This is a genomic window from Nocardioides panacihumi, from assembly GCF_039530925.1.
Taxonomy (GTDB): Bacteria; Actinomycetota; Actinomycetes; order Propionibacteriales; family Nocardioidaceae; genus Nocardioides; species Nocardioides panacihumi.
Genome location: NZ_BAAAPB010000001.1, coordinates 1,637,644 through 1,654,607 on the forward strand (window position 1 = coordinate 1,637,644; position 16,964 = coordinate 1,654,607).

A 16,964-nucleotide genomic window follows, 5' to 3' on the forward strand; every position below is an offset into this window, starting at 1 on the left:
CCACGTACGTGGCCGCCCCTGGTGCCATTTAGCCCCTCGGGGGCGCCACGGCGGTTCGTCGCGCCTTCGCCCGGGTACCCCGCGCGAGAGGAGTGACGTGCGCCTCAACTCGCCCGTAACTTCGCCGTCACCTCGGCGTTGTTACTCGTGAGTGGGACGCCGGTCACAGGGAGACCCGTGGCCGACGAAGACGGAGGGAATGGCAGCCGCATGGGCGTGGACATCAGGATCGAGCACCTCACCAAGAGCTTCGGCAAGCAGCTCATCTGGGGTGACGTGACGCTGACGGTCCCCGCCGGCGAGATCTGCGTGATGCTCGGCCCGTCCGGCACCGGCAAGTCCGTGCTGCTCAAGACCCTCATCGGCCTCCTCAAGCCCGACGCCGGCTCCGTGGTGATCGAGGGCACCGACATCTGCTCCTGCTCGGAGAAGGACCTCTACGAGATCCGCAAGCTGTTCGGGGTGCTGTTCCAGGACGGCGCGATGTTCGGCTCGATGAACCTGTACGACAACGTCGCGTTCCCGCTGCGCGAGCACACCCGGAAGTCCGAGTCCGAGGTCCGCAGCATCGTGATGGAGAAGATGGACCTGGTCGGTCTCATCGGCGCGGAGGACAAGCTTCCCGGCGAGATCTCCGGCGGCATGCGCAAGCGCGCCGGCCTGGCCCGCGCCCTGGTGCTCGACCCGGAGATCGTCCTCTTCGACGAGCCCGACTCCGGTCTGGACCCGGTGCGCACCGCGTTCCTCAACCAGCTCATCGTCGACCTCAACGCGCAGATCGACGCGACGTTCCTGATCGTCACCCACGACATCAACACCGCCCGGACGGTGCCGGACAACATCGGCCTGCTCTACCACAAGCACCTGGCCATGTTCGGCCCGCGCGAGATGCTGCTCTCGAGCGAGGAGCCGGTGGTGCGCCAGTTCCTCAACGCGCAGCGGGTCGGCCCGATCGGCATGTCCGAGGAGAAGGACGCCGACCAGCTCGCCGCGGAGAAGGACATGGACCTCCCGCCGCTGCCGCCCATCCCGATGCAGCTGGAGCCGTCCAACGGCATCCCCCGGCGGAGCCAGCGTCCGCCGGGTGAGTGGTGCCACGTGAACGGTGTGACCCCGCCGCCCGGATCGTTCCGGCCTGACTCGGTGCTGGCCGGGGGAGCGCGGGCCTGACCTTGTCCTCCTTGACCGCTTCCAAGGCACTCAAGCCGGTCGGGACCGTAGGCAGGTTCTTCGCCTTCGGTCTCGACGTCGCGCGGGGTCTGTTCAAGCGCCCCTTCCAGTTCCGCGAGTTCATCCAGCAGGCGTGGTTCATCGCGTCCGTGACGATCATCCCGACGGCCCTGGTGGCCATCCCCTTCGGCGCCGTGATCGCCCTGCAGGTCGGCGGACTGATCAAGCAGTTCGGCGCGCAGTCGTTCGTCGGCTCGGCGAGCGTGCTGGCCGTCGTACGCGAGGCGGGGCCGATCGCCACCGCGCTCCTGATCGCCGGTGCCGGCGGCTCCGCCATCGCGGCGGACCTCGGCGCTCGCAAGATCCGCGAGGAGCTCGACGCGATGATGGTGCTGGGGATCGACCCGATCCAGCGCCTCGTCGTGCCGCGCGTCCTCGCGTGCATGCTCGTGGCGGTCTTCCTCAACGGCCTGGTCAGCGTCGTCGGCGTCGCCGGCGGCTATGTCTTCAACGTCCTCCTCCAAGGCGGTACGCCGGGCTCGTACATCGCGAGCTTCACCGCGCTGGCCCAGCTGCCCGACGTCTGGCAGGGCCTCGCGAAGGCGCTGGTCTTCGGCATGATCGCCGCCATCGTCGCCGCCTACATGGGCATGAACGCGGCCGGAGGTCCGAAGGGCGTGGGCGACGCGGTCAACCAGTCGGTGGTCGTGACGTTCATGCTCCTGTTCGTCGTCAACTTCGTGATGAGCGCGATCTACTTCCAGCTCGTGCCGGCCAAGACAGGGTGAGCGGGATGGCGACCGACCTCCAGACCAAGGGCAGAGCCGTCTACGGCAGGCCCCTCCGGATCCTCGACAAGCTCGGCGAGGAGCTGTCGTTCTACCTGCGCGCGCTGGCATGGGCGCCGCGCACGGTGCGCCGCTACAAGAAGGAGATCATGCGGCTGCTCGCCGAGGTCACCCTCGGCACCGGCGCCATGGCCGTCATCGGCGGCACCGTCGGCGTGATCGCGGCGATGACGTTCTTCACCGGCACCGAGGTCGGCCTGCAGGGCTACGCGGCGCTCAACCAGCTCGGCACCTCGGCGTTCTCCGGGTTCGTGTCGGCGTACTTCAACACCCGCGAGATCGCCCCACTGGTCTCCGCCATCGCCCTGGCGGCGACCGTGGGCTGTGGCTTCACCGCCCAGCTCGGCGCCATGCGGATCTCGGAGGAGGTCGACGCGCTGGAGGTGATGGCGGTCCCGTCGGTGCCGTTCCTGGTGACCACGCGCATCATCGCCGGCCTCATCGCCATCGTCCCGCTGTACGTGATCGGGCTGCTGTCGTCGTACTTCGCGACGCGGCTGACCGTGACCGTCGTGTTCGGCCAGAGCTCGGGCACCTACGACCACTACTTCACGACGTTCCTGCCGCCCGGCGACGTGCTGTGGTCGTTCGGCAAGGTGCTCGTCTTCAGCGTCGTGGTCATCCTCATCCACTGCTACCACGGCTACAACGCCTCCGGCGGACCTGCGGGCGTCGGCGTCGCGGTCGGCCGTGCGGTGCGCACGAGCATCGTCGTCATCAACGTGCTGGACCTCTTCCTGTCGATGGCGATCTGGGGCGCGGGCACCTCGGTCAGGCTGGCGGGGTAGCGGATGCGCGACACGCTGCGCCTGCGGGCCCTCGGCGTCTGCTTCCTCGCCCTCGTGGTGGGCGGGGTGTGGTTGACGTACGCCGTCTTCACGCAGAAGTTCACCCACTTCGACAAGGTCACCCTGGAGACCTCCAGCGTCGGCCTGCAGCTGCCCGACCGCGCCGACGTGAAGGTCCGCGGCGTGATCGTCGGCCAGGTGCTCTCGCAGCGGGCCACCGGTGACGGCGCGAAGCTCGTCCTCGGCATCAAGCCCGGCGAGATCGGCACCATCCCGGCGAACGTGACCGGCTCGATCCTCCCCAAGACGCTGTTCGGCGAGAAGTACGTCTCCCTGGTGGTGCCGGACCAGCCGGAGGCCACGGCGATCCGGCCGGGCGCCGTCATCACACGTACGGCGGTCGCGACCGAGCTCGACAGCGTGCTCTCCGACCTCTACCCGCTGCTGCGGGCCGTGCAGCCGGCCGACCTCAACATGACCCTCAACGCGCTCGCGACGGCGCTCGAGGGGCGCGGCGCGGAGCTCGGCACCACGATCGAGACCGCCGACGCGTATCTCAAGCGGCTCAACCCGCAGATCCCGGCCCTGGTCGAGGACCTCAAGAAGACGACCACGGTCGCCGACACCTACAACAGCGTGATCCCCGAGCTCAGCAGCATCCTGCGCGACACGGTCACGACGACCGGCACGCTGAAGGACAACAGCGCCCAGCTGCACGCCCTGCTCACCAACGTGACGTCGGTGTCGGGCACGGCACGCGACTTCCTCTCGACCAACGAGGACAACCTCATCCACCTCGCCGACATCAACAACGGCCTGCTGAAGACCGCCGCGCGCTACTCGACCGAGTACCCCTGCCTCCTCGGCGGCCTCGAGAACCTCGGCCAGCGCGAGGCGGACGCGTTCCGCGACTTCACCCTCCACATCGTGCTCGAGACGCTCCCGCAGCAGCCGCGCAAGTACACCCCCTCCGACCGGCCGCACTTCGGCGAGGACCGCGGTCCCGCCTGCGGCCACCTGCCGAGCCCGCCGTGGAACCAGAAGAACCCGGCCCCGGTCTCGCCGCAGATGAACGACGGCGTCTCCGGCCCCGTGCGCCGCGCCCCCGTCAACGAGGACTTCTTCCGCAACGGGTTCGGGTACGCCGGCAGCCCGGCCGAGTCCGGCGTGCTCGACCAGCTCCTGGCGCCCGGCCTGGGCGTCTCGCCGGGCGACGTGCCCGACCTGGGCGGGCTGCTCCTCGGCCCGATGGCGCGGGGTGCCACCGTCGGGCTGGCCCCGGCCGAGGGAGGCTCGCGATGACCCTCCTCCTCGACAAGCGGACCCGCTCGGACCTGATCAAGCTGCTCGTCTTCATCGTGGTCACGACGTTGGCCACCGGGCTGCTCGTGCTCACCATCGGCAACATCTCCTTCGGCGGCACCCACGAGTTCAAGGCCGTCTTCTCCGACGCCACCGGCGTCAACAAGGGTGACGACGTCCGGATCGCGGGCGTGAAGGTCGGCACCGTGCGCAAGGTCGAGATCACCGACCGCACGCGTGCGCTCATCACGTTCTCGGTCAAGGACGGCCAGTCGCTGGGCGAGTCCACGCACGCGGCGATCCGCTACCGCAACCTCGTCGGGCAGCGCTACGTCGCCCTGAGCGACGAGATCGGCGGGGGCGCGCAGCTGAAGCCCGGTCAGACCATCCCGGTGAGCCAGACCAGTCCCGCGCTCGACCTCACCGTGCTGTTCAACGGCTTCAAGCCGCTCTTCCAGGCGCTGTCGCCGAGCGACATCAACAAGCTCTCCTACGAGATCGTCCAGGTCTTCCAGGGGGAGGGCGGCACGCTCGACAGCCTGCTCACCCACACCGCGTCGGTGACGCAGACCCTGGCCGACCGCGACGCCGTCATCGACTCGCTGATCGACAACCTCAACCAGGTGCTCGACCACCTCGGTGACCGCGACCAGCAGCTGTCGTCGCTGATCACGACCTTCCGCACCTTCGTGCACGGGCTGACCGGTGATCGCCAGGCGATCCTGTCCTCGCTGGACCAGATCTCCGGTCTCTCGGTGCAGACGGCCAGCCTGCTGCAGGGGATCCGGTCGCCGTTCGTCCAGGACATCAAGCAGCTGCGCCGGGTGGCCGGCAACGTCGACGCCAACAAGGCCGAGCTCGACCGCGCGATCCAGGTGCTGCCGATCAAGCTCGAGAAGGTCGGCAACACCGCGACGTACGGCTCGTTCTTCAACTTCTACCTCTGCAACTTCACGGGGACGGTGAAGCTGCCGGCCGGGCAGCAGCTGCCCGTGAGCTACAAGACCGGTGGAGCGAGGTGTTCCCTCGGATGATCCCCTTCCGCGAGCGCAACCCAGTCAAGGTCGGCGCCGTCAGCATGGCGGTGCTGGCGTTGGTCATGCTCCTCGCCTTCAAGGCGCAGGACCTGCCGCTGATCGGCGGCGGCGACACCTACTACGCCGCGTTCTCCGAGGCCGGCGGCCTCAAGGCCGACGACGAGGTCCGCATCGCCGGCGTCCGCGTCGGCAAGGTGACGTCGGTCGGCCTCGAGCACGGCCACGTCAAGGTCGCCTTCAAGATCAAGGGCGACGCGAAGTTCGGCTCCGACACCCACGCGAGCATCAAGGTGAAGACGCTGCTCGGTGCGATGTTCCTCGCGCTCGAGCCCGCCGGGTCCGGGCAGCTGGCGAAGGGTGCCGAGATCCCGGTCTCGCACACCCAGTCGCCGTACGACGTCGTCGAGGCGTTCACCGGCCTGGCCAACACCGCCGGTGACATCGACACCAACCAGCTGGCCAGCGCGCTGACGACGCTGTCCGACCTGACCCGGTCGACCCCGGACTCGTTCCGTGCGGCCCTGGCCGGGGTGTCGGCGCTGTCGAAGAACGTGGCCGCGAAGAACGAGCGGATCGGGACCCTGTTGACCAACCTCAAGCGCGTCTCGACGGTGCTCGACCAGCGCGACGGCGACATCGTCGGGCTGATGAAGGACTCTGACGTGCTCTTCCGGGCGCTGGTGCAGCGGCGCCAGTCGGTGCACCAGCTGCTCGTCTCGACGTCGACCCTGTCGACCGAGCTCAGCGCGCTCATCCGGCAGAGCCGTGCCGACCTCAAGCCGGCCCTGACGAGCCTGCAGAGCGTGCTCGGCGTGCTGACGAAGAACGAGGACAACCTCGACAACAGCCTGCGACTGATGGCGCCGTTCTACCGGGTCTTCGCCAGCACCCTCGGCAACGGACCGTGGTTCGACACCTACATCCAGAACATGCCTCCTGTCCCGGCGGCCGGCTGATGACGCGCATGCTGAAGTGGCTCGTGCCCGGTCTCATCGCGATCCTGGTGGCGACCGCGGGGATCACCATGTTCACCGGCGGCGGCGAGCGCACCCTGGTCGCGCACTTCCCGCGGACGGTCTCGATCTACCAGGGCAGCGACGTGCGGGTCCTCGGCGTGCCGGTCGGCAAGGTCGACTCGGTGACGCCGAACGGCACCGACGTGAAGGTGACGATGCACTACTCCGACGACGTGCAGGTGCCCGCGGACGCGAAGGCGGTCATCGTGGCCCCCTCGGTGGTCGGCGACCGCTTCGTCCAGCTCACCCCGGCGTACACCCAGGGGCCGGTGCTGAAGGACGGAGCCGTGCTCGACACCAGCCGGACCGCCGTACCGCTCGAGCTCGACGACGTCTACGGAAGCCTCGACAAGCTCGTCGTCGCCCTCGGCCCGACGGGCGCGAACAAGAACGGCGCGTTGTCGGACCTGCTGGCGCAGACCGCGAAGAACTTCGGCGGCCAGGGCACGCAGGTGCGGCAGACGATCGGTGACTTCGGGAAGCTCAGCAAGACCCTCGACGACAACAAGGACGCGCTGTTCGGCTCGGCCGCCCAGCTGCAGAGCTTCGTCAGCACGCTGGCGAAGAACGACACCACCGTCCGCGACTTCAACTCCTCGCTCGCCCAGGTCTCGACGATGCTCGCCGGCGAGCGCGGCGACCTCTCCGCCGCGCTGCGCAACCTGGCGACAGCGCTGGGCGACGTGACGACGTTCGTGCGGACCAACAAGGACGTGCTGCACTCCGACATCGGCGGCCTCAACCGGGTGGCGAAGGTGCTCGTCAAGCGGCGCTCCGAGCTCAGCGAGATCCTCGACGACGCCCCGCTGGCGCTCAACAACCTCTTCTACGCCTACGACCCGAGCGCCGGGACGCTCGACACCAGCGCCAACCTGCAGTCCGGGGTCGGCAACGTCGTCAACAACCCGGCGCTCACGCTCTGCACGATCCTCGACCAGGCCGACAAGAGCGGTGGTCTGTGCAAGCTCGTCGACGCCGTCGCACCGCGCGGCAGCGTCTTCGGCGCCGGCACCGGCTCGTCGGTCGACAAGCACACCGACTCGACGCTCGGCGGGCTCGTGAAGGGGGGCGCGCGATGAAGCGGATGCTGGCGCTCGTCGCGGTCGTCTGCCTGACGCTGACCGGCTGCAGCTTCGACGTCTACGACCTGCCGCTGCCGGGCGGCGCCGACACCGGGTCGCACCCGATGACCCTGCACGTGCAGTTCGCCGACGTACTCGACCTGGTGCCGGACTCGGGCGTCAAGGTCGACGAGGTGTCGGTCGGCAAGGTGAAGTCCGTCAAGCTGGTCGACGGCCACGCCGACGTCACCCTCGAGGTACGCCGCGACACGTTGCTGCCCGCCAACGCGACCGCCGAGATCCGCCAGACCAGCCTCCTCGGCGAGAAGTTCGTCTCGCTCGTCGCGCCGGCCTCCGACCCGAGCCCGACGCTGCTCAGGAGCGGCGACACCATCCCGCTCGCACGGACCGGACGGAACCCGGAGATCGAGGAGGTCCTGGGCGCGCTCAGCCTCATCCTCAACGGCGGCGGCGTCGCCCAGCTCAAGACGATCTCGACCGAGCTCAACAAGGCACTGGCCGGGCACGAGGACGCCGCGAAGTCGGTGCTGACGCAGGTCGAGGTGCTGATGAAGAACCTCGACGACAACAAGGCATCCATCGTGCAGGCGCTCGAGTCGATCGACCGGCTGTCGAAGTCGGTGCGGGCCCAGGAGAGCACGATCGACGCCACGCTCGAGGAGCTGCCGGGCGCGCTCAAGAGCATCGACGCCCAGCGCAAGGACCTCGTCACGATGCTCCAGGCCCTCAGCCGGCTCGGCGACGTCGGCGTCCGTGTCATCAACGCGTCGAAGACCGCGACCATCCAGGTGGTGCAGAACCTCCAGCCGACGCTCACCCAGCTCGCCGACGCCGGCGACAACCTGGTGAAGGCCTTCGACACCGCCTTGACGTACCCCTTCGTCGACGAGGTCGTCGGTCGCGACCCGCAGGTCGCGCGCAACCTGCACATGGGCGACTACGTCAACCTCTCCATCGACCTGCAGGTCGACCTCGGCGGTCCGCTCGAGGCCGGTGCGAGCGGGTCGGTGCTGCCGACCAACATCAACCCGACCCAGACCGTCAGCGACGTCCTGAAGTGCCTGGCGAGCGGCAGCCTCACCAGCCCGGCCTGCAAGAGGGTGCTCGGCACGGCGGCCGGCGTGGCGAACCTCAGCAACGAGTGCAAGAAGCCGGCGAACCGCGACACGGCTGTGTGCAAGGGCCTCAACCAGCTGCTCATCGGCCTGCCGGGCACCGGCGCCGGTTCGCAGCCGGGCTCGGGGAACCCGCTCGGCGACCTGGTCGGGGGCCTCGGCCTCGGACGTGCGGCGCCCGGCGGTCATGTCGTCACGAGGCCGACGAGGTTCACCTACGAGGGGCTGGGCGCGATCTACGACCCGACGCTCGTCAAGCTCCTCGTCCCGGGGCTCGACACGAGCGGGGAGGTGGCCAGGTGATCACCCACCGGACCAAGCTGCAGCTGCTGGTCTTCGCGCTCATCACGCTCCTCGGCGTCTCGTACGCCGGCGCCCGCTACGCGCGTCTCGACAGGCTGATCCTCGACAAGCAGTACACGGTCGTCGCCCACTTCGTCTCCTCCGGCGGCATCTACACCGGCGGCGAGGTCTCCTACCGCGGCGTGAAGATCGGCCAGGTCGGCGACATGCGGCTGACCCGCGGCGGCGTCGACGTCTACCTCGACATCGACAACAAGTACAAGAAGATCCCGGCGGACACGCTGGCGGTGGTCGGCAACCGGTCGGCCGTCGGCGAGCAGTACGTCGAGCTCCAGCCGCAGACCGACGCGGCGCCGTACCTCGAGGACCACTCGGAGATCGCGCCGACCGACACCCGCACGCCGCTGCCCACCGAGAAGCTCCTGGCCGACGCCGCCGGCACCGTCTCGTCGGTCCGCACCGGCGACCTGACCACGAGCGTCAGCGAGCTGGGCAAGGCGTTCGCGGGGTCCGGGGCCGACCTGCAGCAGATCCTGCGGACGAGCTCCGACTTCATCAAGACCGCCAACGACAACTTCGACGTCACCAGCGCGCTGATCCGTGACGGCAACACGGTGCTCAGCGGCCAGGTCGCGAGCGAGAGCGCGATCCGCACGTTCGCGAACGACCTCTCCCTCTTCAGCGGCAGCCTGGCCGGCAGCAACGCCGACCTGCGGCGGCTGATCGTCAACGGCGCCGCCGGCGCGCAGGAGCTGCAGATGTTCCTGCAGGCCAACAAGGTCAACCTGAGCGAGCTGCTCAGCGAGTCGGTCACGACGGGCGACATCGTGCTCAAGCACCTGCCCGGCCTGCGCCAGGTCCTGGTGCTCTACCCCTACGTCGTCGAGGGCGGATTCACGGTCCTCGACAAGAACAAGGCCGGCCACTACGACGCCCACTTCGGGCTGGTGATGACCCCGGCGAAGCTGTGCAAGCACGGCTACGAGGGGACGCAGAAGCGCCCGCCGCAGGACGGCTCGAACAAGGCGATGAACACCAACGCACGATGCTCGGAGTCGATCGGCACGAGCAACCCTCGGGGCGCGCAGAACCTGCGCCGCGCGGCACCGGGCGCGTCGTCCGACGCGCCGGTCGTGGCGGCGTACGACAGCTCCACCGGGCAGCTGCAGTGGGGCGATCCTCGGGTGGCATCAGCGACGACCGGCACGGGTACGTCGCAGACAGACGGGAAGGACACCTGGAAGTGGCTGTATCTCCAACCCTCGACCGCGAGGTAGAGGCGGGCCCCGACACGCCCACGCCCCGCCCGGCCTCGGCCGTGCTGCGCTGGGGGGTGCTCGCCGTCCTCGGCGCGCTGATCGTGGGGTCGCTGGCCGTCCTCGGGATCCAGGCGGCGCACCGCGGCGGCAACCCGTTCTCGACGACGGACGACACGCAGGTGGCGCGCGACGACGTGATGTCGCAGGCGCGGCAGTTCATGCTGCGGGTCAACACCTACGGGCCGGACCTGCTCGAGGGCACGAAGATGCCGAAGTACCGCAGCCGGGTCGCCGCGGTGGTCACCGCCAAGTTCGGCGCGGACTTCGAGAAGAACGTCCCCTACGCCGAGGCGACCGTCGCGCAGGCCGGTGTCGCCCGCACCACCGAGGTGTACGCCGTCGGCGTGGGCGATCTCGACCTCGACCGCGGCCACGCGACGGCCCTGGTGGCCGGCGCGTTCACGAACTCCTACCCCGACCCGCAGGACAAGACCAAGCGCGTCACCGCCGACCCGCAGCCCTATCGGGTCCACGTGACGCTCGTGCGCCAGGGCGGCACGTGGAAGGTGGATGCCTTCAGCCCCGTCGGCGTCGACCCGAACGCGCAGCAGCCGTCCGCCCCGGCCCCGTCCGCGTCGCCGTCCGCAGGAGGTGCCCAGTGAGCTCAGCGCCCACCTGGTACGACGTCCTCGACGTCGAGCCGTCAGCCTCGACCGACCAGATCCGCACGGCCTGGAAGGCGGCCGTGGCCGATCTCGACCCCACGGACCGCCGCTTCCAGCGCCTCTCCGAGGCCGCCGCCGTGCTCCTCGACGACGAGCGCCGCGCGGAGTATGACGCCAGCCGAGTCGGCATCAGCCGAGTCGGCGGAAACGGACCGGAGCGAAGCGAGGACCGGCTTGTGCCGACTCGGCGTCCGGGACGCCTCTGGCGCCGCGATCGTGCCGCGACCTCCGACCTGCCCGCCGGAGCCGCCGCCTCAGCGGTCGGTGACGTGCCCGCCACAGAGCCGGGCATCTCGGGGATCGAGCCTGCCCCGGCCCTGGGGGAGCCCGACGAGACCGTGCCGAGGCCCGGTCCCACCCTGCGACCCGTCCCGCTCTGGGTGCTGGGTGTCGCTGCGGTCGTCGCGCTCGTGCTGGTCTGCGCCGCCGCCTTCGCGTGGACCAGGCCTGACCCGAAGGCCATCGAGAGCGACGCCGACGCAGCCCGCGCGGCGGCCGAGCGGGCGGTCGTGCCGGTGCTGTCGTACGACTACCGGTCGCTCGACCAGGGGCAGAAGCAGGCGGAGTCGTGGCTGACGCCGCACTACCGCGACAAGGACTACCGTCCGCTCTTCGCGACCATCAAGACGAACGCCCCCGGCACGCGCGCCGTCGTCACGACCAAGGTGGTCGAGTCGGCGATCGTGCGGGCCGGGCAGGACCGCGTGGAGGTGCTCCTGCTCGTCGACCGGCCGACGACGAACGCGAAGCAGACCACGCCGATCACCTATGAGGACCACGTGACGGTGACCATGGAGAAGGGCGGCGACGGCTGGCTCATCGACGACATGTCCACCTGAGGGCCCTGGCTGCTCAGGGTCTGCCGGGAAAGTGGGCACGCCACCCGTCGGCGAGCCGCTTCGGGACGCCCGGCAGACGCCTGGCCAGCGCCAGGCGGTGGATCCGGTCGAGCGTCTCGCCGGGGGTGTTGTAGACGCCCGCCGCCAGGACGACGATGATCCGCCAGCCGCTGTCGTCGATGGCCTCGCGGCGCGCGACGTCGGACTCCCACTGCTCGACGCGCTCGACGTGATGGCGGCCGTCGTACTCCACGATCAGCCTGATCTCGGGCCAGCACAGGTCGTACTTCCGCTTGACGACGCCGTCTCCGTCGCCGACGAGCAGGTTCACGCGCGGCTCCGGAAGCCCGGCGAGCACGATCAGCATCCGCAGCCGGCTCTCCATCGGGGAGTCGACCCGCGCCCGTACGAAGTGGACCGCTGCACGAGCCGCGGTCGCCCCGGGCTGTGTCGATGCGGTGGTGAACTCCCGGAGTCGTGTCAGCGTGGCCAGGCCCCGGCGGACGAGGTGGTCGCCGACGACGACGAGCTCGACGAGGGGAAGCAGCGTCGCGAGGTCGACGAAGGTCTGCTCGGGAGAGGACACCGGCACCCCCTCGACGGTGGACACGTGGTGCCGTCTCGCGTAGTGGCAGCGGACGCCGGACCGGTTCCGCCGCGCCTTCTTGTCCAGCACCGTGACGTGCTCGTCCGGCAGTGGAGGGATCGGAAGGGCCCAGACGCGTGCTGCCGTGGCGTGCGTGGCGATCGCGCTCTCACCGAAGGGCAGGATCGCCGCGCGTGCGTGGTCGAGCGGGCCGAGCAGCGTGCTCGCCGCCACGTAGATCCCCGTGTGGATCTTGCGGTAGGAGCGGGAGCGAAGGTCGCCGTCCGTGATCCCGGCCCTCAGCGCCTGGCGTCGGCTGAACGGGCGCGTGGGGTCGAGCTGGGGCTCCTCGTCGGCGACGTCATGCATGGAGTGAGGATCCCCGGGATCACCTCGGTACGTCGGGCGCTCTCCACAGGCGAGCGAGGATCGCGCACGTGTGGGATCTTCGCGGGTCCGCTCGACGGCGTACGAGCGAGGACCGTTCACGTGCGCGATCTTCGCCAGTCACATTCGCTCGGCTGTGGGCGATGTGCTTGACCTCGGCCCCCGACAGGCGCATCATCGTCGGCGCAGGGTGGCAGGGACCGGTCCGGATCTCGGCGCCGAGGTTGTGGTGCCCCCATTTTTGCGGTAACGTTGCGCTTTGCGCGTGCCCTCAAATGCCTTTCAGCCTGCCCGGTGGCTGACCGAGTGGGGGGCTACGACGCTCACCAACCAGCGAAACCTGTCGAAGGATTCCCTCTTGGCCGCGCGCAGCTCTGCTGACTCCAAGTCTCGCCGCATCTCTTTCGCAAAGATCACTGAGCCTCTCGAGGTTCCCCAGCTCCTCTCCCTCCAGACCGACAGCTTCGACTGGCTGGTCGGCAACGAGGCCCACGCCGAGCGTGTCACCGCTCGCAAGGCCGCCGGCGAGGACGTCTCCGAGAAGTCCGGCCTCCAGGAGATCTTCGAGGAGATCTCCCCGATCGAGGACTTCTCCGAGACGATGTCGCTCTCGTTCGAGAACCCGGTCTTCTACGACCCCAAGTACACGGTCGACGAGTGCAAGGAGAAGGACTTCACCTACTCCGCGCCGCTCTACGTCTCGGCCGAGTTCACCAACAACGACACCGGTGAGATCAAGGGCCAGACGGTCTTCATGGGCGACTTCCCGCTCATGACCGACAAGGGCACCTTCATCATCAACGGCACCGAGCGCGTCGTCGTGTCGCAGCTGGTCCGCTCGCCGGGTGTCTACTTCGAGCGCACCGCCGACAAGACGTCCGACAAGGACATCTACACCGCGAAGCTGATCCCGAGCCGCGGCGCCTGGCTCGAGTTCGAGATCGACAAGCGCGACATGGTCGGCGTCCGCCTCGACCGCAAGCGCAAGCAGAACGTCACGGTGCTGCTCAAGGCCCTCGGCTGGACGAACGAGCGCATCCGCGAGGAGTTCGGCGAGTACGAGTCGATGATGCTCACCCTCGAGAAGGACCACACCGCCGGTGAGGACGACGCCCTTCTCGACATCTACCGCAAGCTGCGCCCGGGCGAGCCGCCGACGCGCGAGGCCGCGCAGACGCTGCTGAACAACTACTACTTCAACCCGAAGCGCTACGACCTCGCGAAGGTCGGTCGCTACAAGATCAACAAGAAGCTCGGCCTGCTCGAGGCTTTCGACCAGCAGACGCTGACCGTGGACGACATCGTCGCCGCGATCAAGTACATCGTCGCGCTGCACGACGGCCGCGCTCAGCTCGAGGCGCCGCAGGGCACGATCGACATCGACCCCGACGACATCGACCACTTCGGCAACCGCCGCATGCGGACGGTCGGCGAGCTGATCCAGAACCAGCTCCGCACCGGCCTCGCCCGCATGGAGCGCGTCGTCCGTGAGCGGATGACGACGCAGGACGTCGAGGCGATCACGCCGCAGTCGCTGATCAACATCCGCCCGGTCGTGGCGGCGCTGAAGGAGTTCTTCGGCACCTCGCAGCTGTCGCAGTTCATGGACCAGACCAACCCGATCGCCGGCCTGACGCACAAGCGTCGCCTCTCGGCGCTCGGGCCGGGCGGTCTGTCCCGTGACCGCGCCGGCATGGAGGTCCGAGACGTCCACCCGTCGCACTACGGCCGGATGTGCCCGATCGAGACGCCGGAAGGCCCGAACATCGGTCTGATCGGCTCGCTGGCGTCGTACGGGCGGATCAACCCGTTCGGCTTCGTCGAGACGCCGTACCGCAAGGTCGAGAACGGCCAGGTCACCGACCAGGTCGACTACCTCACCGCCGACGACGAGGACCGCTTCGTCATCGCGCAGGCCAACGCTGCGCTCGACGACCAGGGCCGCTTCGTGGACGAGCGCGTGCTGGTCCGCCAGCGCGACGGCGAGGTCTCCGAGATCACGGCCGACGGCGTCGACTACATGGACGTCTCGCCGCGCCAGATGGTGTCGGTCGCGACCGCGCTGATCCCGTTCCTCGAGCACGACGACGCCAACCGTGCGCTCATGGGCGCCAACATGCAGCGTCAGGCCGTCCCGCTGGTCCGCAGCCAGGCGCCGCTCGTCGGCACGGGCATGGAGTACCGCGCCGCCGTCGACGCCGGTGACGTCGTCACCGCGACGAAGGCCGGTGTCGTCAAGGAGGTCTCGGCCGACATCGTCGAGACGCTCAACGACGACGGCACGTACTCGACGTACCGGCTCGCGAAGTTCAAGCGCTCCAACCAGGGCACCTGCATCAACCAGCGTCCGCTGGTCAACGAGGGTGACCGCCTCGAGGTCGGCAGCCCGATCGCCGACGGCCCCTGCACCGACCAGGCGGAGATGGCCCTCGGCCAGAACCTGCTGGTCGCGTTCATGCCGTGGCAGGGTCACAACTACGAGGACGCGATCATCCTCAGCCAGCGTCTGGTGCAGCAGGACTACCTCACCTCGATCCACATCGAGGAGCACGAGGTCGACGCCCGCGACACCAAGCTGGGTCCGGAGGAGATCACCCGGGACATCCCGAACGTCTCCGAGGAGATGCTCGCCGACCTCGACGAGCGCGGCATCATCCGCATCGGCGCCGAGGTCACCACCGGTGACATCCTCGTCGGCAAGGTCACCCCGAAGGGCGAGACCGAGCTGACCCCCGAGGAGCGGCTGCTCCGCGCGATCTTCGGTGAGAAGGCGCGCGAGGTCCGCGACACCTCGATGAAGGTGCCGCACGGCGAGGAGGGCACCGTCATCGGTGTCCGCGTCTTCGACCGCGAGGAGGGCGACGAGCTGCCGCCGGGTGTCAACCAGCTGGTGCGCGTCTACGTCGCGCAGAAGCGGAAGATCTCCGTCGGTGACAAGCTCGCCGGCCGCCACGGCAACAAGGGCGTCATCGCGAAGATCCTGCCGATCGAGGACATGCCGTTCATGGAGGACGGCACCCCGGTCGACGTGATCCTCAACCCGCTCGGCGTCCCGCGTCGTATGAACATCGGGCAGATCCTCGAGCTCCACCTCGGCTGGCTCGCCAAGCAGGGCTGGGACCTGAACCTGTCCGGCGACAAGTCCGACGCCGACTGGAAGCAGCGTCTGATCAAGATCCACGCGGACAAGGCCGAGCCTGACACCTTGGTCGCCACGCCGGTCTTCGACGGCGCCCGCGAGGACGAGATCACCGGTCTGCTCAGCGCGACGATCCCGAACCGTGACGGCTTCCGTGTCGTCGGGGAGAACGGCAAGGCCAACCTCTTCGACGGTCGCTCCGGCGAGCCGTTCCCGGAGCCGGTGTCCGTGGGCTACATGTACATCCTCAAGCTCCACCACCTGGTCGACGACAAGATCCACGCTCGTTCGACCGGCCCCTACTCGATGATCACGCAGCAGCCCCTGGGCGGTAAGGCCCAGTTCGGTGGCCAGCGGTTCGGCGAGATGGAGGTCTGGGCGATGGAGGCGTACGGCGCTGCCTACGCCCTCCAGGAGCTGCTCACCATCAAGTCCGACGACGTGCCTGGTCGCGTCAAGGTGTACGAGGCGATCGTCAAGGGCGAGAACATCCCCGACTCGGGCATCCCGGAGTCGTTCAAGGTCCTCGTCAAGGAGATGCAGTCCCTGTGCCTCAACGTCGAGGTGCTCTCGCAGGACGGCTCGAGCATCGAGCTCCGTGACGCGGAGGAGGACGTCTTCCGCGCCGCCGAGGAGCTCGGCATCGACCTGTCCCGGCGCGAGCCCAGCTCGGTCGAAGAAGTCTGAGCCGCGGCGGGGGTCGCCGGCCAGCCGGCGTACCCCCGCCCCTCAGTCCACCTGACTTGAATTTCGAGAACTAACGAAGGACTAGAAGCCACCGTGCTCGATGTGAACTTCTTCGACCAGCTTCGGATCGGCCTGGCCACCGCGGAGGAAATCCGCGCGTGGAGCCACGGCGAGGTCAAGAAGCCGGAGACCATCAACTACCGCACGCTCAAGCCGGAGCGTGACGGACTCTTCTGCGAGAAGATCTTCGGTCCCACCCGGGACTGGGAGTGCTACTGCGGCAAGTACAAGCGCGTCCGCTTCAAGGGCATCATCTGCGAGCGCTGCGGCGTCGAGGTGACCCGCTCGAAGGTCCGCCGTGAGCGGATGGGCCACATCGAGCTGGCCGCTCCGGTCACGCACATCTGGTACTTCAAGGGCGTTCCGTCGCGCCTGGGCTACCTGCTCGACCTGGCGCCGAAGGACCTCGAGAAGGTCATCTACTTCGCGGCGTACATGATCACCGCCGTCGACGACGAGGCACGTCACCGCGACCTGTCCTCCCTCGAGGGCAAGGTCGGCCTCGAGCGCGACCGCCTGAACAACCGCATGGAGACGGCGCTCGCCGACCGCCAGAAGAAGCTCGAGGAGGACCTCGCGGCTCTCGAGGCCGAGGGCGCCAAGGCCGACCAGAAGCGCAAG

At 68.8% G+C, this 16,964-nt stretch carries 13 protein-coding genes and 1 pseudogene; 13 read left to right on the top strand and 1 reads right to left on the bottom strand.

From position 1 onward, the window contains the following. Nucleotides 1–210: 210 nt before the first annotated feature. Genes ABD205_RS07680 through ABD205_RS07730 form a run of 11 tightly spaced genes read left to right on the top strand, consistent with a single transcriptional unit; the run spans nucleotide 211 to nucleotide 11,484 of the window. Nucleotides 211–1,170 (top strand): ABC transporter ATP-binding protein, encoded by a 960-nt coding sequence (locus tag ABD205_RS07680; protein WP_344044059.1) that lies wholly within the window; start codon nucleotides 211–213, stop codon nucleotides 1,168–1,170. Nucleotides 1,171–1,172: 2 nt separating this feature from the next. Then, nucleotides 1,173–1,958 (top strand): MlaE family ABC transporter permease, encoded by a 786-nt coding sequence (locus ABD205_RS07685; RefSeq protein ID WP_344044061.1) that lies wholly within the window; start codon nucleotides 1,173–1,175, stop codon nucleotides 1,956–1,958. A gap of 5 nt (nucleotides 1,959–1,963) precedes the next feature. Next, nucleotides 1,964–2,806 (top strand): MlaE family ABC transporter permease, encoded by an 843-nt coding sequence (locus ABD205_RS07690; RefSeq protein WP_344044063.1) that lies wholly within the window; start codon nucleotides 1,964–1,966, stop codon nucleotides 2,804–2,806. Between the two features lie 3 nt (nucleotides 2,807–2,809). Next, entirely contained in the window at nucleotides 2,810–4,108 is a 1,299-nt protein-coding gene (locus ABD205_RS07695; protein ID WP_344044065.1) for an MCE family protein, read from the top strand. After that, a complete protein-coding gene (locus ABD205_RS07700; RefSeq protein WP_344044067.1) occupies nucleotides 4,105–5,142 on the top strand; it encodes an MCE family protein in 1,038 nt (345 codons plus the stop codon). Before ABD205_RS07695 ends, ABD205_RS07700 begins: the two co-directional genes overlap by 4 nt. Next, nucleotides 5,139–6,101, top strand: a complete 963-nt coding sequence (locus ABD205_RS07705) for an MCE family protein (RefSeq protein WP_344044069.1) — start codon at nucleotides 5,139–5,141, stop codon at nucleotides 6,099–6,101. Before ABD205_RS07700 ends, ABD205_RS07705 begins: the two co-directional genes overlap by 4 nt. 8 nt (nucleotides 6,102–6,109) lie before the next feature. Then, complete coding sequence (locus tag ABD205_RS07710; protein ID WP_344044071.1) at nucleotides 6,110–7,240, top strand: MCE family protein; 1,131 nt, start codon at nucleotides 6,110–6,112, stop codon at nucleotides 7,238–7,240. Continuing rightward, on the top strand, nucleotides 7,237–8,661 hold the full coding sequence (locus ABD205_RS07715; protein WP_344044073.1) for an MCE family protein: 1,425 nt from the start codon (nucleotides 7,237–7,239) through the stop codon (nucleotides 8,659–8,661). Before ABD205_RS07710 ends, ABD205_RS07715 begins: the two co-directional genes overlap by 4 nt. Further along, entirely contained in the window at nucleotides 8,658–9,938 is a 1,281-nt protein-coding gene (locus ABD205_RS07720) for an MlaD family protein (protein ID WP_344044075.1), read from the top strand. Before ABD205_RS07715 ends, ABD205_RS07720 begins: the two co-directional genes overlap by 4 nt. After that, on the top strand, nucleotides 9,905–10,582 hold the full coding sequence (locus tag ABD205_RS07725) for a hypothetical protein (protein WP_344044077.1): 678 nt from the start codon (nucleotides 9,905–9,907) through the stop codon (nucleotides 10,580–10,582). The genes ABD205_RS07720 and ABD205_RS07725 overlap by 34 nt, the downstream gene beginning before the upstream one ends. Further along, the gene (locus ABD205_RS07730; protein ID WP_344044079.1) at nucleotides 10,579–11,484 is read left to right on the top strand and encodes a J domain-containing protein; all 906 of its coding nucleotides are present in this window, start codon (nucleotides 10,579–10,581) and stop codon (nucleotides 11,482–11,484) included. Before ABD205_RS07725 ends, ABD205_RS07730 begins: the two co-directional genes overlap by 4 nt. 13 nt (nucleotides 11,485–11,497) lie before the next feature. Here the strand turns inward: ABD205_RS07730 and ABD205_RS07735 are convergent, their stop codons facing one another. Next, the gene (locus tag ABD205_RS07735) at nucleotides 11,498–12,439 is read right to left on the bottom strand and encodes a DUF559 domain-containing protein (protein WP_344044081.1); all 942 of its coding nucleotides are present in this window, start codon (nucleotides 12,437–12,439) and stop codon (nucleotides 11,498–11,500) included. Nucleotides 12,440–12,815: 376 nt separating this feature from the next. Here ABD205_RS07735 and rpoB point away from each other — a divergent pair, with 376 nt between their 5' ends. Next, nucleotides 12,816–16,283 (top strand): DNA-directed RNA polymerase subunit beta, encoded by a 3,468-nt coding sequence (rpoB, locus tag ABD205_RS07740; protein ID WP_344044083.1) that lies wholly within the window; start codon nucleotides 12,816–12,818, stop codon nucleotides 16,281–16,283. A gap of 93 nt (nucleotides 16,284–16,376) precedes the next feature. Beyond that, nucleotides 16,377–16,964, top strand: a pseudogene (locus tag ABD205_RS07745) (DNA-directed RNA polymerase subunit beta'); the annotation flags it as partial.

What these genes read in the sequence shown, in the direction of transcription:
- ABD205_RS07705 (WP_344044069.1), top strand. Translation starts at nt 5,139, where the DNA reads ATGATCCCCTTCCGCGAGCGCAACCCAGTCAAGGTCGGCGCCGTCAGC.
- ABD205_RS07715 (WP_344044073.1), top strand. Translation starts at nt 7,237, where the DNA reads ATGAAGCGGATGCTGGCGCTCGTCGCGGTCGTCTGCCTGACGCTGACC.
- ABD205_RS07700 (WP_344044067.1), top strand. Translation starts at nt 4,105, where the DNA reads ATGACCCTCCTCCTCGACAAGCGGACCCGCTCGGACCTGATCAAGCTG.
- ABD205_RS07735 (WP_344044081.1), bottom strand. Translation starts at nt 12,439, where the DNA reads ATGCATGACGTCGCCGACGAGGAGCCCCAGCTCGACCCCACGCGCCCG.
- ABD205_RS07680 (WP_344044059.1), top strand. Translation starts at nt 211, where the DNA reads ATGGGCGTGGACATCAGGATCGAGCACCTCACCAAGAGCTTCGGCAAG.
- ABD205_RS07690 (WP_344044063.1), top strand. Translation starts at nt 1,964, where the DNA reads ATGGCGACCGACCTCCAGACCAAGGGCAGAGCCGTCTACGGCAGGCCC.
- ABD205_RS07695 (WP_344044065.1), top strand. Translation starts at nt 2,810, where the DNA reads ATGCGCGACACGCTGCGCCTGCGGGCCCTCGGCGTCTGCTTCCTCGCC.
- ABD205_RS07710 (WP_344044071.1), top strand. Translation starts at nt 6,110, where the DNA reads ATGCTGAAGTGGCTCGTGCCCGGTCTCATCGCGATCCTGGTGGCGACC.